An 18632-nucleotide genomic window follows, 5' to 3' on the forward strand; every position below is an offset into this window, starting at 1 on the left:
TCCTCCTTATTTCACCGCGCCGAAGGTCAGGCCGCGCACGAGTTGCTTCTGGCTGAACCAGCCGAGGATCAGGATCGGGGCGATGGCCATGGTCGAGGCCGCCGAAAGTTTCGCATAAAAGAGCCCCTCGGGGCTGGAATAGCTGGCGATGAAGGTCGTCAGCGGCGCCGCCCTGGAGGTGGTCAGGTTCAGCGTCCAGAACGCCTCGTTCCAGGCCAGGATGACGTTCAGCAGCAGGGTCGAGGCGATGCCGGGGACCGCCATCGGCGTCAGCACATGCAGGATTTCCTTCATCAGGCTGGCGCCGTCCATCCGCGCCGCTTCCAGGATCTCGGACGGGATCTCGCGGAAATAGGTATAGAGCATCCAGGTGATGATCGGCAGGTTGATGAGCATCAGCACGACGGTGATGCCCAGCCGCGTATCCAGAAGGCCCCAGCTGCGAAACAGCAGATACATCGGGATCAGCACGCCCGCGGCCGGCATCATCTTGGTCGACAGCATCCACATCAGCAGATCCTTGGTCCGCTTGGCCGGCTGGAAGGCCATCGACCAGGCGGCCGGGATGGCGATCAGCAGGCCCAAGAGCGTCGAGCCGACCGAGATGATGACCGAGTTCATGAAATGCCGGAAATAGGGCGAGCGGGACTGCACCTCGGCATAGTTTTCGGTCGTCCAGTCGAAGAACAGGAACTTGGGCGGGCTGGCGATGGCATCGGCCTCGGACTTGAAGCTGGTCAGGATCGTCCACAGGATCGGGAAGAAGATCAGCAGCGCCACGCCCCAGGCCAGGATGGTGAAGGTCCAGCGGCGGCTATTCGTGACTTTGCGGGCCATGGTTCTTACTCCAGCGTCTTGCCGATCATCCGCATCAGGAAGATCGCGACGATATTGGCAAGGATGACGGCAATGATGCCCCCGGCGGATGCGCCGCCCACGTCGAATTGCAGCAGCGCCTGGCTATAGACCAGATAGGTCAGGTTGGTGGACTGGTAGCCGGGGCCGCCATTGGTCGTGACCAGGATCTCGGCAAAGACCGAAAGCAGGAAGATGGTCTCGATCAGGATCACCACGGTGATGGCGCGCGACAGGTGCGGCAGGATCAGGTGGGTGAACTTGGCCCAGGTGCCGGCGCCGTCCATCTCGGCCGCCTCCATCTGCTCGCTGTCCAAGGATTGCAGCGCGGTCAGCAGGATCAGCGTGGCAAAGGGCAGCCATTGCCAGGCGACGATCAGGATGATCGACAGCAGCGGATATTGCGCCAGAAAGTCGATGGGCTGCGCCCCCACCGCCTTGGCGAGCCAGGCGAAAAGCCCGTTGACCGGGTTCATGAACATGTTCTTCCACACCAGCGCCGAGACGGTCGGCATGATGAAGAAGGGCGCGATCACCAGGATGCGCACCACGCCCTGCCCGAACATCGGCTGGTCCAGCAGCAAGGCCAGCAGGATGCCGCCGCCGACGGTGATGACCAGCACGCCCCCGACCAGCAGCAGCGTGTTCTGCATCGCCGTCCAGAAGGCGGGATCGGACAGGAAATACTTGTAGTTGGTCCAGCCGGTGAACTGTTCCATGCCGGGCGAGAGCAGGTTGTAGCTCTGGAAGCTGAACCACAGCGTCATGGCCAGCGGCACGATCATCCAGCCCAGCAGCAGCAGGACCGAGGGCGCGACCATCAGGCGCGCGAGTGTTTTCTGATGTCGGGTAGCCATCGGCGCGCCTCCCACGCGAGCGATGAGGGTTCGGATTGCGGCAGGGGCCGGGCTTGCCGCCCCCTGCGCCGTTTCGCGGCCGTCAGGCCGGGCCGGGCGTCACTTGGGATAGCCGGCCTTGGCCATCTCGCGCTCGGCGATCTGCTGGGCCATCTGCAACGCCTGGTCGACGCTGGCCTGCCCGGCCAGGGCGGCCGAGAATTGCTGGCCGACCGCGGTGCCAAGGGCCTGGAACTCGGGGATGCCCACCCATTGCGTGCCGATATAGGGCACCTCGACGGTGGTCGGGTTCTTCAGGTCGGCCGACATGATGCTGTCCAGCGTCGGCTTGGCAAAGGGCGCGGCCTCAAGATAGGCGGGGTTCTCGTAAAGCGAGGTCCGGGTGCCGGGCGGGACGTTCGCCCAGCCCTCTTCCGCCGCAACCTGCTCGGTGTAAGCCTTGGAGGTTGCCCAGGCGACGAATTTCTTCGCGACATCCGGCGCGTCGGTCGAGGACGGAACTGCCAGCGTCCAGGCCCAGAGCCACATCTGCGGCTTCTCGCCCTCGGGGGCCAGCGCATAGCCCACCTTGTCGGCAACGGTCGAGTCCTTGGGGTTCGACACGAAGCTCGCCGCCACGGTGGCGTCGATCCACATGCCGCATTTGCCGGTCTGGAACAGCGCCAGGTTCTCGTTGAAGCCGTTCGACGAGGCGCCGGGCGGGCCGGCCTCGTTCATGACGGCGACGTAATCGGTCAGCGCCTTCTTCCAGGCCTCGCCCGAGAATTGCGGCTTCCATTCCATGTCGAACCAGGGCGCGCCGTAGCTGGCGCCCATCGAGGTCAGGAAGGCCATGTTCTCGCCCCAGCCGGCCTTGCCGCGCAGGCAGATGCCATAGACCTCGGCCGATTTGTCGGTCATCTTGCGCGCCGCGTCGAAGACGAAGTCCCAGGTCGGGCGCTCGGGCATTTCCAGCCCGGCCTTTTCCATCAGGTCGGTGCGATACATGATCATCGCGGATTCGCCATAGAAGGGCGCGGCGTAAAGCTTGCCATCCAGCGACAGCCCCTCGGCGATGGGGGGCAGGATGTCGGCGGCGTCGTAATCCTCGCCCATGTCCTCGAGCGCGAGCAGCCAGCCCTGCTTGGCCCAGATCGGCACCTCGTAATTGCCGACGGTCACGATGTCGTATTGCCCGCCCTTGGTGGCGATGTCGGTGGTGACGCGCTGGCGCAGCACGTTCTCTTCCAGCGTCACCCATTCCAGCTGGATGTCCGGGTTCGCGTCGGTGAACGGCTTGGTCATCTTCTGCATGCGGATCATGTCGCCGTTGTTCACGGTGGCGATGGTCAGCGTCTCGGCCACTGCAGGCACCGCCAGCGCCGTCATGGCGCAGGCCCCCATCAGGCCGCGCAGCATCATGCTCATTCGATTGTCCTCCCCTGCGGATCAGCATTTGCTAATGCGATGGGCAAATGCTCACATACTCGCCGCCGGGCTGTCAAGCGAAATCGGCGCGGCCCGATACTCCGGGACCGCGCCGACCGATAGTTTCTTGCAGGGATGGGTGGGGTTCAGCCGCGGCCGCGATAGGGCGGCACGCCCTGGTCGGGGATCCAGACCGCCTCGGGCATGGGGCCGGTCTGCCAGAACACGTCGATGGGCATGCCGCCGCGCGGATACCAGTAGCCGCCGATGCGCAGCCAGCGCGGCGCAAGGAACCCGGCCAGCCGCCGGCCGATCGACACGGTGCAATCCTCGTGGAAAGCGCCGTGATTACGGAAGCTTCCAAGGTAAAGCTTCAGCGATTTCGATTCGACCAGCCAGTCGCCCGGCACATAGTCGATGACCAGATGCGCGAAATCCGGCTGCCCCGTCATCGGGCAGAGCGAGGTGAACTCGGGCGCGGTGAAGCGCACGTTATAGGCCACGTCGGCCTGCGGGTTCTGCACCCGCTCCAGCTCGGCCTGGTCGGGGCTTTCGGGCAGCCGGGTGGCGCCGCCCAATTGCTTGAGGCCGCTGTAGATCGTCTCGGTCATGGTTTCCCTCCGGGATGTCAGACGCCGCGCCGGTTGCCCCAGATCAGGACATGCAGCTGCGGCAGGATGCGCGGTTTCAGCCAGCCGCGGCCGACCGTGTTCTCGACCAGCCACAGCAGCCGGTCGGCCAGGGCCTGCGGATCGACCGGCAGGGCGGGGTCGGTCTCGGGGTTGCCGGGTTGCAGGTAAAGCGGCAGGTCGGGATGGCGGGCCGCGACCTCGTGCGCCCAGTCCAGGTCGGCCTGGTCGAAGATCACGATCTTCAGCACCCGCTGCCCCGCGCCCACGCCCGCCTGCACACAGCGGTCGAACGCGTCCCAATCGACCACCTGCCCGCTCGACGGCGGTTTCGGCGACAGCACCAGCATGGCGAGATCCGCGAACCAGGGCTGCGCGACCGATCCCTGCGTCTCGCAGGCAAAGCGATAGCCGGCCGCGCGCCCCAGCGCGATCAGCGGGGCAAAGTCCTGGATCGCCGGATTGCCGCCCGACAGCGAGACGGTCAGCGGCTGGCCGCCGGACAGGCGCCGCACCTCGGCCCAGACCGCCTCGGCGCTCATCGGCCGCCATTCGTGGCGGTGGCGGCTCTCCACCGCGTGCGGGCTGTCGCACCAGACGCAACGATAATCGCAGCCCCCCGCCCGGACGAAGACCGTGGGCTCGCCGATCAGCGCGCCCTCGCCCTGGATGGTCGGGCCGAAGATTTCCGCGATGCGCAGCGTCATGGCCGATACTCGGCCCAGGTCTTGGGCGTTTCCGAGACCCGGACCGCCACCGTCTCGGGCCAGCGCGCCTTGCACCAGTCATGGAAATGCCGCGCCATGTTCTCGGCGGTCGAGGGGCCGTCCAGCACCTCGTTCAGGTGGCGATGGTCGAAATGCGTGTCGATGTAATGCTTCAGCGGCGCAAGCTCGTGATAGTCGCGCACGAAGCCGTCGGCGTTCAGTTCCGCGGCGGCCAGCTCGACCACCACGACATAATTGTGCCCGTGCAGCCGGGCGCATTGGTGGTCCGGCGGCAGATGCGCAAGCTGGTGCGAGGCCGAGAAATGGAACTCCTTCGCGATGCGGAACATCAGGCCCGCCCCCGTTCCGCAATGGCCTGCCGCCAGAAATCCGCATCCTCATAGGCGGTCGGGTCGGGGATGCCGGCCAGGTGGAAGGCCTCGCGCCGCTCGACGCAGGTGCCGCAGCGCCCGCAATGGACGGCCCCGCCCTTGTAGCAGGACCAGGTCTCGGCAAAGGGCGTGCCGTGGCGCGCGCCCTCGGCCACGATGTCGGCCTTGGTCCGATGCACGAAGGGGGTCAGCAGCCGCAACTGCGCATAGCCGTCGAGCGCGGCGTCCTGCATGTGCTGGAACGCCTCGGTGAAGGCGGGGCGGCAGTCGGGATAGATGAAATGATCGCCGCCATGCACGGCGGTCGCCACCGCCTCGTCGCCCATCGCCGCCGCCATGCCGAAGGCGATGGTCAGCATGATGGCGTTGCGGTTCGGGACCACGGTGATGCGCATGGTTTCCTCGGCATAATGCCCGTCCGGCACCTCGGCCCCGCCGGTCAGGGCCGAGCCGGTCAGCACCGCCCCCACCCCGCGCATGTCGATGACGTGATGCGGCACGCCCAGCCGCCGGGCGGCGGCGGCGGCAAAATCCAGCTCCTTGCGGTGGCGCTGGCCGTAGTCGAAGGAGATCAGGCGCGTCAGGCTCCCTTGCGCCGCGACCATATGCGCCAGCGACACGGAATCGAGTCCGCCCGAGCAGACAACTGTCGTCTTCATGATGTGACCCTTGTTTTGATGACCGGGTAGGCTGCGACCGGTATGGGTGCCCGACATAGCGGGCTTTGGCGGGCGGCGCAACCGCCCGCCGGGGTCAGTCGGACAGATCCAGCGCCGGGGTATCGCCGCTGTCCTCCAGGTGCCAGACCGCCTGCCAGCGCCCGTCCTGGCGGGCCAGGGTCAGGTAGTTCCGTTCCGCCACATAGCGGTGGCGCTGGCCGGGCAGCGGGTGGATGCGGATCGGATGGCGGGGCAAGGGCGCCTCGCCCAGCCCCGCGAACAGCCCCAGCGCGCGGGCATAGGCCTGCGGCGGCGCGCGATGCGAGATGCCCGAGGCGACCAGCTGATGCACCCGCTGCGCATCCGGCCCCATGACGGCGCGGGTCGCCAGATGGATCTCGCCCGACAGCGCGGTGACATGGGCACGGGTGCGCCATTTCAGCACCTCGCCCAGCATCCGCCGCCATTCGGCGCGATGCGCGCGGCTTTGCCACTGGTCGCGCAGGTCGTCCTCGTAATGCTGCATGCGCGGCATGGCCATCATCACCCGCTCCAGCAGCGACAGGCGCGGACCCAGCAGCGGCACGCTGGAGACCAGGAACACCTGCTCGCCCTGCGGCGCCAGCGCCTCGACCGCCTGCCAGCCGGCGGGCCCCATGATGCGGTGGCGGTGGCGCTCGGACCGCAGGTCGGGCGCGGCGATGGTCAGGCCGGGCAGCTCGCGCTTCCAGCTGAGGCTCGCGCCCGAGGCATCCAGGAACAGCTCGGGAATGTCGCTTTCGACCGCGCCGTGCTGGAACAGCAGATAGGTTTCGCGCGCGACGGCGAACAGGGTCTGGCCCACGGCCGAGCGGCTGCGCTTCTCGGGCAGCGAGCCCCAGCCATCGCAGATGTCATGGTCGTCCCAGACCGACAGCGCCGGCACCTGCGCCGCCATCGCGGCATAGCCCGGCGCCTGCAGCACATGCAGATAGCGGGCGACGAAGCGGCGGTGCAGATGCGCGGCCAGATCGGCAAGCTGGGCGGGATCCTCCACCTGCGGCACCTTGTCGGGCCAGTCCTGGCTCAGCGGATGGCCCTGCGTCGCCTCGTCGGCATAGATCTGGTCGCCGCCCTGCAACAGCAACGCAAAGGGCGCCTGGGCATGGTCGTGCGCCAGCCGCGTCCACATCAGGTTGCGCTCGGCGCCGTCGCGGTCCAGGTCGCCGTTCTCCTCGCCGTTGCAAGAGACGAAGGCCAGGCGCAGGTCGCCCGACAGATCGGTCGCGACCGCGTGAAAGCGGCCCTCGAACTCATAGCCGCGATCCGCCGGGGTCAGGGTGAAATCGTGGCGCCAGGCGGCGATGCCGGCGATCTCGGCGATGCGGCGCGGCGGTATTTCGCTGCCGGACAGGCGGATCGGCGGCGGCGCGGGCTCGTCCTTCGGCCGGATGACGATGGCCGCCAGCCGGATGCCCTGCCCCGCCATGCCGCGGAAATGCAGGATCGGCCCCGCTCGGCCGGGTTGCTGCGCCTCGTCCATCATTCAACCTGTCCCTTTCGCATTGCAGCGAGGGATATAGGTGCGGCGCGGCCAAGCGCAAACCGGACCGGCGGCGAACCGCGGCCCCGGTGCCGGCGTTGGTCCCGAAAGGCAGCGCAGGAGCCGGCGATGACCGAGCGGATCGAAGGCGTGACCATCTCGCATCCCGAGCGGGTGATCTTTGACGATGCCGGGCCGGGCAAGGCCGGGCTGACCAAGGCGGGGCTGGCGCGCTATTACCAGCGGATCGCGCCGCTGATGCTGGAAGAGGCCGCGGACCGCCCGCTGTCGCTTCTGCGCCTGCCCGACGGGATGGCGGGCGAGCGGTTCTTCCAGAAGCACCCCGGCAAGGGCTTTCCCAAGGCGATCCGGCAGATGCGGATCACCGAAAGCGACAGCGAGGATGCGGCCTATGCCTATGTCGCCGACGCGGCCGGGCTGGTCGCCGCGGTGCAGATGGGCACGGTCGAGTTCCACATCTGGCCCGCCCGCCGCGACCGGCTGGAGCGGCCCGACCGGCTGGTCTTCGACCTCGATCCCGACGAGGGGCTGGGCTTCGACGCCGTGCGCAGCGCCGCCCTGTCGCTGCGCGGCCGGCTGCTGGACCTGGGCCTTGACCCTTGGGCGATGCTGACCGGCGGCAAGGGGGTGCATCTGGTGGTGCCCCTGCGCCGCAGCATCGGCTGGGGCGATCTGAAGCGCTTCGCCCGCGGCTTCGCCGCGCTTTGCGCGCAGGACGAACCCGACCGCTATACGGTGGAACTGGCCAAGGCCAGCCGCAAGGGCCGGATCTTCATCGACTGGCTGCGCAACGAGCGCGGCTCGACGGCGGTGGCGCCGTTTTCGGTGCGGGCGCGGCCGGGCGCCCCGGTGGCGGCGCCGGTCGGCTGGGACGAGCTGGCCGGGATCACCACCGCTCGCGCCTTCGACACCCAGGCGGCGCAGGAACGCGGCTGGGCCGGCGTGACGCGCAAGCCGCAAGGCCTGACCCGGCCGATCTTCGCCGCGCTGGACAAGGCGCTGGCCGGGGCCGGCTGAGCCCGGTTCAGCCCCGTTCAGCCCTCGATGCGCCGGCCGTCTTGCGCATCGAAGAAATGCAGGTGCCCCGGATCGGGCGCCACCTCGACCCGGTCGCCGCGCGCCAGCCCACTGGTGCCGGGCAGGCGCAGCACCAGGGGCACGTCCGAGCCCTCGATCATGCCATAGCCGAAGGCATCGGCGCCCAGTCGTTCGACCGAGCGCAGCACGACCGGGATCGCCGCCTCGCCCGGCGCGGCGGGCCGCAGATGCTCGGGGCGCAGGCCAAGCCGCAGATCGCCGCCGCGCGGCAGGCCCGGCAGCGGCAGCACCGCCCCGCCGGGCAGCGTGGCCCGCCCCTCGGCCGCCGAGACGGTGAAGATGTTCATCGCCGGCGAGCCGATGAAGCCGGCCACGAATTCGCTGGCCGGGCGCTGATAGACCTCGAGCGGCGTCGCGATCTGCTCGGCCACGCCCTTGTTCATCACGATCAGCCGGTCGGCCAGCGTCATCGCCTCGACCTGGTCATGGGTGACGTAAAGCGTGGTCTGGCCGGTGCGCAGGTGCATCTCCTTGATCTGCAGGCGCATCTGCACCCGCAGCTTGGCGTCGAGGTTCGACAGCGGCTCGTCCAGAAGCAGCGCCGCGGGCTCGCGCACCAGCGCCCGGCCCATGGCGACGCGCTGGCGCTGGCCGCCCGACAGCGCGCGCGGCTTGCGGTCCAGATAGGGCTCCAGCTCCAGCATGGTCGCGGCCTTGGCGACGCGGGCCTCGATCTCGGCTTTCGGGAGCTTCGCGATCTTGAGCCCGTAGGCCATGTTCTCGCGCACCGACATATGCGGATAAAGCGCATAGTTCTGGAACACCATGGCGATGTCGCGCTGGCGCGGCTCAAGCTCGTTGACCACCTTGCCGCCGATCTCGACCGTGCCGGCGCTGATCGCCTCGAGCCCCGCCACCATGCGCAGGAGCGTGGACTTGCCGCAGCCGGACGGCCCGACGATCACCACGAATTCGCCGTCGGCGATCTCCATGGTGATGCCGTGGATGACCTGGTTTCCCGCATAGCTCTTGCGGACGTCGTTGAGCAGGATGCGGGCCATCTATTTCTCCGTCTCGACCAGGCCCTTGACGAACCAGCGCTGCATCAGCACCACCACCAGGATCGGCGGCAGGATGGCCAGCACGCTTGTGACCATCACGAGGTTCCAGGGCGTATCGGCATCGGCAAAGGAGATCATCTTCTTCAGCGCGATGACGATGGTGTTCATTTCGTTGGAATTGGTGACCAGCAGCGGCCACAGGTATTGCGTCCAGCCATAGATGAACTGGATCACGAAGATCGCCGCCACATTGGTCAGCGACAGCGGCCACAGGATGTCCTTGAAGAACCGCCAGGGCCCGGCGCCATCGACCCGCGCCGCCTCCAGCAGCTCGTCCGGGATGGTCATGAAGAACTGCCGGAACAGAAGCGTCGCGGTGGCCGAGGCGATCAGCGGCAGGATCAGCCCCGGATAGGTGTCGATCAGGCCCAGGTCGACCATGACCTTGTAGGTCGGCTGGATGCGCACCTCGACCGGCAGCATCAGGGTGATGAAGATCAGCCAGAAGCAGGCCATGCGCAGCGGAAAGCGGAAAAAGACGATGGCATAGGCCGAGGCCATCGAGATCGCGATCTTTCCCAGCGCGATGCCCATGGCGACGATGGTGGTATTGGCCAGAAGCCGCCACAGGCTGACCCCGCCGATGCGGCTGATCCCGCCCGAGAAGGCGTCGGAATAGTTCCGCGCCGCCTCGGGTCCGGGCAGCAGGGGCAGCGGCGGGCGCAGGATGGTCTGCACCGAATGGGTCGAGGCGACGAAGACGTAATAGACCGGGAAGGCCACCACGATCACGCCCAGCACCATCCACAGATGCGCCAGCAGCCGCCCGGCGCCGCGCGCGGCCAGGGGGGAGGGCTCAGCCATAATGCACCCTCCTTTCGATGAAGCGGAACTGGAAGGCGGTCAGCGCGATCACGATGATCATCAGGATCACCGATTGCGCGGCGCTGTCGCCCATGATCAGGTTCACGAAACCGTCGTTATAGACCTTGTAGACCAGCGTCTCGGTCGCCTTGCCGGGGCCGCCGCCGGTCACGGCATGGATAATGCCGAAAGTGTCGAACAGCGCATAGACCGTGTTCACCACCAGCAGGAAGAAGGTCGTCGGCGCCAGCAGCGGGAAGGTGATGGTCCAGAAGGCATGGCGGCGCGAGGCGCCGTCGATGGCCGCCGCCTCAAGCAGCGAGCGGGGGATCGCCTGCAGGCCGGCGACGAAGAACAGGAAGTTGTAGCTGATCTGCTTCCACGTCGCGGCCGCGACCACCAGCGCCATCGCCTGCTCTCCGTCCAGCAGTGGGTTCCAGTAGATGCCCATCTGCCGCAGCGGCCAGGCCAGCGTGCCGAAGCTGGGGTTGAACATGAACAGCCACAGCATGCCGGCGATGGCGGGCGCCACCGCATAGGGCCAGATCATCAGCGTGCGATAGAACCCCTTGCCGCGGACGATCTTTTCCGCCTGCACCGCCAGGAACAGCGCGATCGCCATGGCGCAAAAGGCGACCAGCACCGAAAACACCACCGTCACCCGGACCGAGTTCAGGTAGTTCGGATCGCCCAGCACCTTGCGGAAATTCGCCAGCCCGACGAAGGTCGTCTTCAGGCCAAAGGCATCCTCGCGCAGCACCGACTGGCGAAAGGCCTGCGCCGCCGGCCAGTAGAAGAAGATCAGCGTGATCGCCAGCTGCGGCGCCAGCAGCAGCCAGGGCAGCAGCTTGTGCGGAAAGACCGTGCGTCTCATCCGTCCCCCTTGTCGCATCGGGCGGGCGCCGGAACGCCCGCCCCTTGGCCTCAGCCGCCGGCGGCCTCGCGGATGGCGGCATTGCCGCGCTCGGCGGCGTTCTTCAGCGCCGTGGCCGCATCCTGCTGGCCGGCCAGCATCTTTTCATACTCCTCGTTCTGGATGTCGCGCAGCTGCGGCAGGTTCAGCGCGCGCACGCCCTTGGAGTTCTCGGTCGGCTGCTTGCCCATCATCTGCAGGATCGGCGTCTCGCGGCCGGGGTTCTGCTGGTAGAAATCCGAGCCCTTGGTCGCCTCGTAGGCCGCCATCGTCACCGGCAGATAGCCCGATTGCTCGTGCAGGTATTGCTGCACCTCGGTCTGGGACAGATAGTTGAAGAAGGCGGCGACGCCCTTGTAGGTCTCGTCCGACTTGCCGCCCATCACCCAGAGCGAGGCGCCGCCCGGCGTGGTGTTCTGCGGCGCGCCCTCGGCGGTCTCGTCATAGGGCAGCTGGCCGATGCCGTAGTTCATGCCCGACTTGACGATGTCGCCAAGCCCGCCCGAGCTTTCGGTCAGGATGCCGCATTCGCCCGAGGTGAAGTTCTGCTTGGCCTCGCTGGTGCGGCCGCCATAGACGAAGACGCCCTCCTTCGCCAGGTCCGCCAGCTCCTGGAAATGCTTGACGAACAGGGGCCCGTCGATCTTCAGCTCGGGCGTGCCGGCCAGGCCGTTCTCGTTCGTGCCCCAGCTGACATTGTTCCAGGCGGCGAAGTTCTCGGTATGGATCCAGGTCAGCCAGGTCGAGGTATAGCCGCAGGTCGCCGCCCCCGATTCCTTGATCTTGCGCGCGGCGGCCCAGACCTCGGCCCAGGTCTTGGGCGGGTTCTCGACGTCCAGCCCCGCCTTTTCGAAGATGTCCTTGTTGTAATACAGGATCGGCGAGGAGGAGTTGTAGGGGAAGGACAGCATGTCCCCCTCGGGCGTCGAGTAATAGCCGACGATGCCGGGCAGATACTGGCTCTTGTCGAATTCGTAGCCGCCTTCCTGCAGCACCTCGGCCACCGGCTTGATGGCGCCCTGCGCGCCCATCATGACGCCGGTGCCCACGTCGAAGACCTGGATGATGTCGGGGGCCTGGCCCGCGCGGAAGGCGGCGATGCCGGCGTTCAGCGTTTCGGGATAGGTGCCCTTGAAGACGGGCTTGAGTTCGTAATCGGCCTGGCTTGCGTTGAAATCGCCGGCGATCTTGGTCACCACCTCGGCATTGGCGCCGGTCATGGCGTGCCACCACGAGATTTCGGTCTTGGCCTCGGCCGCGACGGGCAGCGCCATCAGCCCTGCAAGCCAGAATGGGGTTTTCTGCATGGTATCCTCCGAGTCGTGCCTTGCGGCGTCATCGCTCCCGGACGGCAGCAGCTGGGCCAGGGCCCGCCATGCGCCATCCACCTCCCTGTGCGGATTTGTCACCTGCCGGGGGCCGGGGTGTCAATTCGCAACTGGTCGGTTTGGTATGGCAGGCGGCAGGCAAGCACCGCGCCGGAAACTCCGGCTCTGTGGCATGGATTTGTGAAAATCCAATGACAGCAAGGGGTAAAATCCATCTCTTGAGGTGATTTCCGACCGCCCGCCCCTTGTCGGCAGCAAGAGGACGGCGCCGGTTCCGTCGCGTAAACCGCCGGGGGGTGGCAGGGTCGCATGGACGGCCGCAGCCGGTGCGGGGCATGAAATCGGCCGGCCGCCAGGGCCGGCCGTTCCGGTGACTGCCCGAAAGCCCCGTCAGAAGCTGCGCGAGACCGACAGCTTGAAGTTCCGCCCCGGCGCCGGGCCGCTGAGCCAAGAGGCGGGCGTATAGTCGCGGTCGGTAAGGTTGTCGACGCCGAGATGGACCTCGATCCCCGCCGCCGCCCCGGCTTGCGGCGCCCAGGTGGCAAAGACGTCATGCACGCCGTAGCCGGCGCGATGTTCGCCATCCGCCTTGTCGCGGCCCTTGGCCAGGGTGCTGCGCAGGCCCAGGCGCCAGGCGTCGCTGGCCTGCCAGATCGCCTGCAAGGTCACGCGGTCGTTGGGCAGCGTGTCCAGCACCGTGCCGTCCTGGTCCTTGCCATCGACGACCGAGACCGCGGCGCCCAGTTCGAAGGCATCGATGCTGTAGGTCGCCTCCAGCTCGCCGCCGCGCAGATAGGCGCGGTCGATATTGACATAGGCGGGCGTGGGCGCCGCCGCCCCGGTGCGCACGATCATGTCGTCGATATGGTTGCGGAACAGCGTCAGCTTCATCACCGCCTCGTCGCCCTCGGCAAAGATGCCCGAGCCGCGATAGGAGACGCCGGCCTCCAGGTTCTTGCCCTTTTCGTCCTTCAGGTCGGGCGAGGGCGCGCCGCCCATGTAGGTATCGAACAGCTCGTCCGCCGTGGGCATCCGGTTCACGAAGGCGGCCGAGCCGAAGACCGACCAGTTGTCGTCCAGCCGCCAGATCGCGGCCAGCTGCGGCTCGAAGGAATCCGAACTGTAGCGGTCGTCGGTGGCCGTCACCGATGCCTTGGGCTCGATGCGCTGGCGGTCATAGCGCAGGCCGGTGTTCACGGTCAGGTCGCCCCACGTCACCTCGGACAGCGCAAAGGCGGACCAGAACCGGGTGATCCCCTCGGGATGCGAGGACGAGGGCACGCGCGAGGAACGGTCCTGCCGCGACAGTTCCATCCCCGCGGTCAGGTGGTGGTCATAGCCGGCGCCGGACAGGTCGGCGGCGTTCTGCAGCCGGAACTTCCACAGCCGGTAGTCGCGCCGGCCCAGCAAGGACGCCATGATCGGCTCGGCGGGGTCGTCGCCCTGCTGCACCTCCTTCATGGTGTTGGTATAGGACAGCGTCGCCGTCAGATCGACATAGCGGTTGTCCTGCGGGTTCCAGCCCCAGGTCAGCCTGGCCGTCTGGTCGCGCGTGGTGATGTCGCCCACGCCCCAGGAAAAGCCTGGATAGAACAGATCCCTTTGCGCCCCGTTCAGCTGGTCGAAATCCTGGTCCTCGCCCTTGGCCTCCAGGTGCTGATAGGAGAGGGCGACATAATGGTCGCCGAAGCTCTTTCTTGCCTTCAGCAGCAGGTTCGGCGTCTTGGAGTTCGAGCGGATCGTGGTGTTGCCGTCCGCATCCTTGGTATCGCCCAGCTTGCGCCAGGCCAGCGCCGCCAGCGCCTCGAAGTCATGGCTGGGCCGCCAGCCAAGCGCGATGCTGCCCAGCACCGTGTCGGGATTGCTGGCATAGCCCAGCTTGGCCCGGCCGCCGAAGGTCTGGCCCTCGGCGATCAGGTCGCCCGGCTCGATGGTCTCCATGGCGATCACGCCGCCAAGCGCGCCGGCGCCGTAAAGCGTGGACGAGCCGGGACCGCGCAGCACCTCGACCTGGCGCAGGAAGTCCGGTTCCACGAACAGCGCGCCCTGGCGATAGGATTCGTAGAACTTCTTTTCGCCGTCGAGCAGCTGCACGATGCCCGCCTCGGACGCCGCCTGCTCGCTGGCGCCGAAGCCGCGGATGTTGAACCCCTGCCCGAAGAAGCTGCCCGAGCCGACGCCGGCGACGCCGGGCACGGTCGCCAGCACCTCGCCGATATGGCCAGGGTCGATGTCCTGAAGCTGCTGGCCGTCGACCACGGAAACCGATTGCGGCACCTCGGAAGCCACCTTGGGCTTGCCGGCGCGCAGCACGATCTGGTCCAGCACATAGGCGGTCTGCGCGGACTGGGCCTCGGCGCGTTCCTGCGCCAGCAGCGGAGCGGAAAAGAGAAGGGTGCAGGCACTTCCGGCCAGAAGCGCGCCGCGAATCGGATGGCGTGGCATGTGATCCCCGTCGTCATGTCGTGAAGTTTACGGCTGGCCACGGGGCTGGCATCTTGCGCCGGTTAAAATATTCTTAGTAAAACTGTCAATGATTCCTTGCATCTTCCCGGTCCGAACCGGGCATGCAACAGCAGCGAAAGGCACCGCGATGACCGACCATTCCCCCGCAGAGCTGCGCCGCATCCTGGCCGAGGACGGCGGCCGTCCCTTTGACCTGGCCGAGCGGCTGGGCGTCCCCGAGGCGGCGCTGGTTGCGGCGCGGGTCGGCCATGGCGCGACCCGCATCGACGCCCTGCCCGGCCGGCTGATCCCGCAGGTGCAGGCCCTGGGCGAGGTCATGGCGCTGACCCGCAACCGCTCTTGCGTGATCGAGAAAGTCGGCACCTACAACGATTTCCACGACGGCGAGCATGCCGCCATGACCGTGGACCCCGAGATCGACCTGCGCATCTTTCCCCGCCATTGGGTCCATGCCTTCGCCGTCGAGCAGCAGGCCGAGAGCGGCACCCGCCGCTCGGTCCAGGTCTTCGACGCGGCGGGCGACGCGGTCCACAAGATCCATCTGCGCGAGGGCTCGGACCTGGCAGCCTGGGAGGCGCTGCGTCGCGACCTGGCGCTGGCGGACCAGTCCGACACCGCCCGCTTCGAGCCGCGCGCGCCGGTCGAGCCGCCCAGGGCCGGCGCCGAGCGCGCCGATGCGCTGCGCCGGGAATGGGCCGACATGACCGATACGCATCAGTTCAACATCCTGATCCGCCGGCTCAAGATGAACCGGCTGGGCGCCTATCGCATCGCCGGCGCGCCGCTGGTGCGGCCGCTGGCGGTCGAGGCGGTGCCGGCGCTGCTGGAGCGCGTCCATGCCGATGGCGTGGGGGTGATGTTCTTCGTCGGCAACATGGGCTGCATCGAGATCCATTCCGGCAAGATCCATTCGCTGAGGCCCATGGGGCCGTGGCTGAACGTCATGGACCCGCGCTTCAACCTGCACCTGCGCGGCGACCACGTCGCCGAGGTCTGGGCGGTGGACAAGCCCACCAAGCGCGGCCCGGCGATCTCGGTCGAGGCCTTCGATGCCGAGGGGGCGCTGATCTTCCAATGCTTCGGGTTGCGCCCGGAAAAGGGCGGTAATGCCGAACAATGGGCGGCGCTGGTCGCCGGCCTGCCGGCGCTGGCCGAGGCGGCGGAATGAAACGGCTGGCGCTTGCCCTGATCCTGCTGGCCGGCCCGGCCGGCGCGGAGGGCCACCCCGAGGCCCGGCGCGTGCTGTCGCTGGGCGGCTCGGTGACGGAAATCGTCTATGCGCTGGGGGAAGAGGCGCGGCTGATCGGCCGCGACACCACCTCGAACTGGCCGCCCCAGGCCAATGCCCTGCCCGATGTCGGCTATGTCCGCGCGCTGTCGCCCGAAGGGGTGCTGTCGGTCTCGCCCGACCTGATCATCGCCGAAGAAGGCGCGGGCCCACCCGAGGCGGTCTCGGTGCTGCAATCGGCCGGCGTGGCCTTCGTCAGCGTGGACGAGCGCTATGACGCCGAGGGCGTGCTGGACAAGGTCGATGCGGTGGCCGAGGCGCTTGGCGTGCCGGACAAGGGCCGCGCCTTGCACGACAAGCTGGCGGCCGACCTGCAAGCGGCGCTCGGCCGGGCGCAGGCGGTGGCGGGCGAGCCGAAAAAGGTGCTGTTCGTGCTGTCGCTGCAAGGCGGGCGGGTCATGGCCGCCGGCGCGGACACCGCGGCGGACGGCATCATCCGCCTGGCCGGGGCGCAGAACGCCCTGCAGGGCGTCGAGGGCTACAAGCCCGTCACCGACGAGGCGGTGATCGAGGCCGCGCCCGACGTCATCCTGATGATGCGCCGCGGCGACGAACAGGCGGATGCGCAGGCCAATGGCGGCAGCAGCCACACCGCGGCGAAAGAGGCGGTGCTGGCCATGCCGGCGCTGGCCCAGACCCCGGCGGGCCGCGCGGGCGCGGTGGTGATGATGGACGGGCTGAAGCTCCTGGGGTTCGGTCCCCGCACCGGCGAGGCGGCGGTCGAGCTGCACGACCTGATATACGCGGGGTCGTGATGGTGGCCGCGACGCCCGACCTTCGCCCCGGACGGCTGGAAGGCGACCGCAGCCATCGCGCGCGGCGCCTGGGGCTGTTCCTGGCGCTGCTGCTGGCGGTGGTCGCGGTGATCTCGCTGGGCTGGGGCGCCTCGGGGACGTCGCTGGCCCGCGCGCTCTCGGACCTGCTGGCGGGGCGCGAACTCGCGGTGCAGGACCGGGTGGTGCTGCTGGACATCCGGCTGCCGCGGGTGCTGATGGGCATCTTCGTCGGCGCCTCGCTGGCGGTCTCGGGCGCGGTGATGCAGGGGCTGTTCCGCAACCCGCTGGCCGATCCGGGCATCGTCGGCGTCAGTTCCGGCGCCTCGCTGGGGGCGATCCTGGCCATCGTGCTGGGCGGCGCGCTGCCCGGCTGGGTGGCGGCGTTCTTCGGCTGGTATCTGGTCCCGGTCGCCGCCTTTGCCGGCGGCTGGCTGACCACCATGGCGCTTTACCGCATCGCCACCCGGCGCGGGCGCACCTCGGTCGCGACCATGCTGCTGGCCGGCATCGCGCTGGCCGCGATCATGGGGGCGCTGGCCGGGCTGGCGATCCTGCGCGCCAACGACCGCGAGCTGCGCGACCTGACCTTCTGGGGCCTCGGCTCGCTGGCCGGGGCGAACTGGCCCAAGCTGCTGGCCGGGGCGCCGATCATGGCGCTGGCCCTGCTCTACGCCCCCTGGCTCGCGCGCGGCCTCAATGCGCTGGCGCTGGGAGAGGCGGCGGCCGGCCATGTCGGCATCCGCGTGCAGAAGGTCAAGAACCGCGCCATCCTGACCGTCGCCGCCGCCACCGGCGCCGCGGTCGCGGTCTCGGGCGGGATCGGCTTCGTCGGCATCGTCGTGCCGCATCTGTTGCGGCTGGCCAGCGGGCCGGACCACCGCTGGCTGCTGGTCAACTCGGCGCTTCTGGGCGCGGCGACGCTGCTGCTGGCCGACATGGTCAGCCGCACGGTGATCGCCCCGGCCGAGCTGCCCATCGGCATCGTCACCGCCGTCATGGGCGGGCCGTTCTTCCTGTGGATCCTTCTGCGCAACCGCGGGGTGCTGGACCTGTGAGCCTGATCGCCAGCGACATCCAGGTCAGCCTTGGCCGCAAGCAGATCCTGCACGGCGTCTCGGTCGAGGCGCGGGCGGGCGAGATCACCGCCATCGTCGGGCCGAACGGCTCGGGCAAGACCACGCTGATGCGCAGCCTGACCGGGGAACTCGCCTGCCGCGGGGCCGTCACCCTGAACGGGCACGACATCGCCGCCCTGTCGCCCGAGGAACTGGCCCGGCGCCGTGCCGTGCTGCCGCAGGCCGCCGCCCTGTCATTCCCCTTTACCGTGGCCGAGGTGGTGCGCATCGGCGTCGAGGCCCGCGGCGAGCGCGCCGATGCGCTGGTGCCGGCGGCGCTGGCGGCGGTCGATCTGCCGGGCTTTTCCGGCCGTCTCTACCAGGAGCTTTCGGGGGGCGAGCAGCAGCGGGTGCAGCTGGCCCGCGTCCTGGCGCAGGTCTGGCAGCCGCTGGACGCGGACGGCCCGCGCTGGCTGATGCTGGACGAGCCGGTCAGCAGCCTCGACATCGCCCATCAGCTGACGGTGATGCGGCTGGCCGCCGATTACGCCAGGGCCGGCGGCGGCGTGGTCGCGGTCATGCACGACCTGAACCTGACCGCGCTTTTCGCGCAAAAGCTGGTGCTGATGAGCGGCGGCCGCGTCCTGTGCCAGGGCCGCCCCGACGAGGTCTTGACCGACGAGGCGCTGTCCAGCGCCTATGGCTGCCGGCTGCGCGTCAATGCCGTGCCCGACAGCGGCATCTGGGTGCTGCCGCACGCGGCGGCGTGACCGGTCGGGCCGAAAGACCCGCGA

17 protein-coding genes and 1 pseudogene are annotated in these 18632 nt (G+C 68.4%); 5 read left to right on the top strand and 13 right to left on the bottom strand.

Annotated features, from left to right (window positions below):
- Nucleotides 1–6: 6 nt before the first annotated feature.
- From E3U26_RS22375 to E3U26_RS22410, 8 genes are all read right to left on the bottom strand, one after another.
- Nucleotides 7–837 carry a carbohydrate ABC transporter permease gene (locus tag E3U26_RS22375; RefSeq protein WP_036757746.1) on the bottom strand — a complete coding sequence of 277 codons (831 nt, stop codon included), beginning with the start codon at nt 835–837 and terminating at the stop codon, nt 7–9.
- Between the two features lie 5 nt (nt 838–842).
- Complete coding sequence (locus tag E3U26_RS22380; protein ID WP_499106673.1) at nt 843–1712, bottom strand: carbohydrate ABC transporter permease; 870 nt, start codon at nt 1710–1712, stop codon at nt 843–845.
- Nucleotides 1713–1811: 99 nt separating this feature from the next.
- The gene (locus E3U26_RS22385) at nt 1812–3119 is read right to left on the bottom strand and encodes an ABC transporter substrate-binding protein (RefSeq protein WP_499106675.1); all 1308 of its coding nucleotides are present in this window, start codon (nt 3117–3119) and stop codon (nt 1812–1814) included.
- A gap of 146 nt (nt 3120–3265) precedes the next feature.
- Nucleotides 3266–3730, bottom strand: a complete 465-nt coding sequence (gene queF / locus E3U26_RS22390) for a preQ(1) synthase (protein WP_114535880.1) — start codon at nt 3728–3730, stop codon at nt 3266–3268.
- 17 nt (nt 3731–3747) lie between these two features.
- Nucleotides 3748–4455, bottom strand: coding sequence for a 7-carboxy-7-deazaguanine synthase QueE (gene queE / locus E3U26_RS22395; RefSeq protein ID WP_499106677.1), 708 nt, complete (start codon nt 4453–4455; stop codon nt 3748–3750).
- Nucleotides 4452–4805: a 6-pyruvoyl trahydropterin synthase family protein gene (locus E3U26_RS22400; RefSeq protein ID WP_072463689.1), complete on the bottom strand. Its 354-nt coding sequence runs from the start codon at nt 4803–4805 to the stop codon at nt 4452–4454. The genes queE and E3U26_RS22400 overlap by 4 nt, the downstream gene beginning before the upstream one ends.
- On the bottom strand, nt 4805–5506 hold the full coding sequence (gene queC, locus E3U26_RS22405) for a 7-cyano-7-deazaguanine synthase QueC (protein ID WP_072463688.1): 702 nt from the start codon (nt 5504–5506) through the stop codon (nt 4805–4807). The genes E3U26_RS22400 and queC overlap by 1 nt, the downstream gene beginning before the upstream one ends.
- 94 nt (nt 5507–5600) lie before the next feature.
- The gene (locus E3U26_RS22410) at nt 5601–7031 is read right to left on the bottom strand and encodes a metallophosphoesterase family protein (protein ID WP_499106678.1); all 1431 of its coding nucleotides are present in this window, start codon (nt 7029–7031) and stop codon (nt 5601–5603) included.
- A 126-nt stretch (nt 7032–7157) separates the two neighbouring features.
- Between E3U26_RS22410 and ligD the strand changes: the two genes are divergently transcribed.
- Nucleotides 7158–8066 (top strand): non-homologous end-joining DNA ligase, encoded by a 909-nt coding sequence (ligD, locus tag E3U26_RS22415; protein ID WP_499106680.1) that lies wholly within the window; start codon nt 7158–7160, stop codon nt 8064–8066.
- Between the two features lie 17 nt (nt 8067–8083).
- Here the strand turns inward: ligD and E3U26_RS22420 are convergent, their stop codons facing one another.
- The 5 genes from E3U26_RS22420 to E3U26_RS22440 all read right to left on the bottom strand — a co-directional run bounded on the left by E3U26_RS22420 (nt 8084) and on the right by E3U26_RS22440 (nt 14698).
- Nucleotides 8084–9148: a sn-glycerol-3-phosphate import ATP-binding protein UgpC gene (locus tag E3U26_RS22420; RefSeq protein ID WP_036757733.1), complete on the bottom strand. Its 1065-nt coding sequence runs from the start codon at nt 9146–9148 to the stop codon at nt 8084–8086.
- Nucleotides 9149–10012, bottom strand: coding sequence for a sn-glycerol-3-phosphate ABC transporter permease UgpE (gene ugpE / locus E3U26_RS22425; RefSeq protein ID WP_036757731.1), 864 nt, complete (start codon nt 10010–10012; stop codon nt 9149–9151).
- Complete coding sequence (ugpA, locus tag E3U26_RS22430) at nt 10005–10886, bottom strand: sn-glycerol-3-phosphate ABC transporter permease UgpA (protein ID WP_036757729.1); 882 nt, start codon at nt 10884–10886, stop codon at nt 10005–10007. The genes ugpE and ugpA overlap by 8 nt, the downstream gene beginning before the upstream one ends.
- Nucleotides 10887–10936: 50 nt before the next feature.
- Nucleotides 10937–12232, bottom strand: coding sequence for a type 2 periplasmic-binding domain-containing protein (gene ugpB / locus E3U26_RS22435; RefSeq protein WP_499106681.1), 1296 nt, complete (start codon nt 12230–12232; stop codon nt 10937–10939).
- A 411-nt stretch (nt 12233–12643) separates the two neighbouring features.
- Entirely contained in the window at nt 12644–14698 is a 2055-nt protein-coding gene (locus tag E3U26_RS22440; protein ID WP_214274552.1) for a TonB-dependent receptor domain-containing protein, read from the bottom strand.
- Nucleotides 14699–14846: 148 nt separating this feature from the next.
- Between E3U26_RS22440 and E3U26_RS22445 the strand changes: the two genes are divergently transcribed.
- The 4 genes and pseudogenes from E3U26_RS22445 to E3U26_RS22460 all read left to right on the top strand — a co-directional run.
- On the top strand, nt 14847–15887 hold the full coding sequence (locus E3U26_RS22445) for a hemin-degrading factor (RefSeq protein ID WP_499106683.1): 1041 nt from the start codon (nt 14847–14849) through the stop codon (nt 15885–15887).
- Nucleotides 15884–16762 (top strand): heme/hemin ABC transporter substrate-binding protein, encoded by an 879-nt coding sequence (locus E3U26_RS22450; RefSeq protein WP_499106684.1) that lies wholly within the window; start codon nt 15884–15886, stop codon nt 16760–16762. Before E3U26_RS22445 ends, E3U26_RS22450 begins: the two co-directional genes overlap by 4 nt.
- The gene (locus E3U26_RS22455) at nt 16762–17838 is read left to right on the top strand and encodes a FecCD family ABC transporter permease (protein ID WP_499106685.1); all 1077 of its coding nucleotides are present in this window, start codon (nt 16762–16764) and stop codon (nt 17836–17838) included. Before E3U26_RS22450 ends, E3U26_RS22455 begins: the two co-directional genes overlap by 1 nt.
- A pseudogene (locus E3U26_RS22460) lies at nt 17826–18608 on the top strand (heme ABC transporter ATP-binding protein); the annotation flags it as partial. The gene E3U26_RS22455 and the pseudogene E3U26_RS22460, both read left to right, overlap by 13 nt.
- Nucleotides 18609–18632: the final 24 nt, after the last annotated feature.

It is taken from the genome of Paracoccus ferrooxidans, from assembly GCF_029909815.1.
Lineage (GTDB): Bacteria > Pseudomonadota > Alphaproteobacteria > Rhodobacterales > Rhodobacteraceae > Paracoccus > Paracoccus versutus.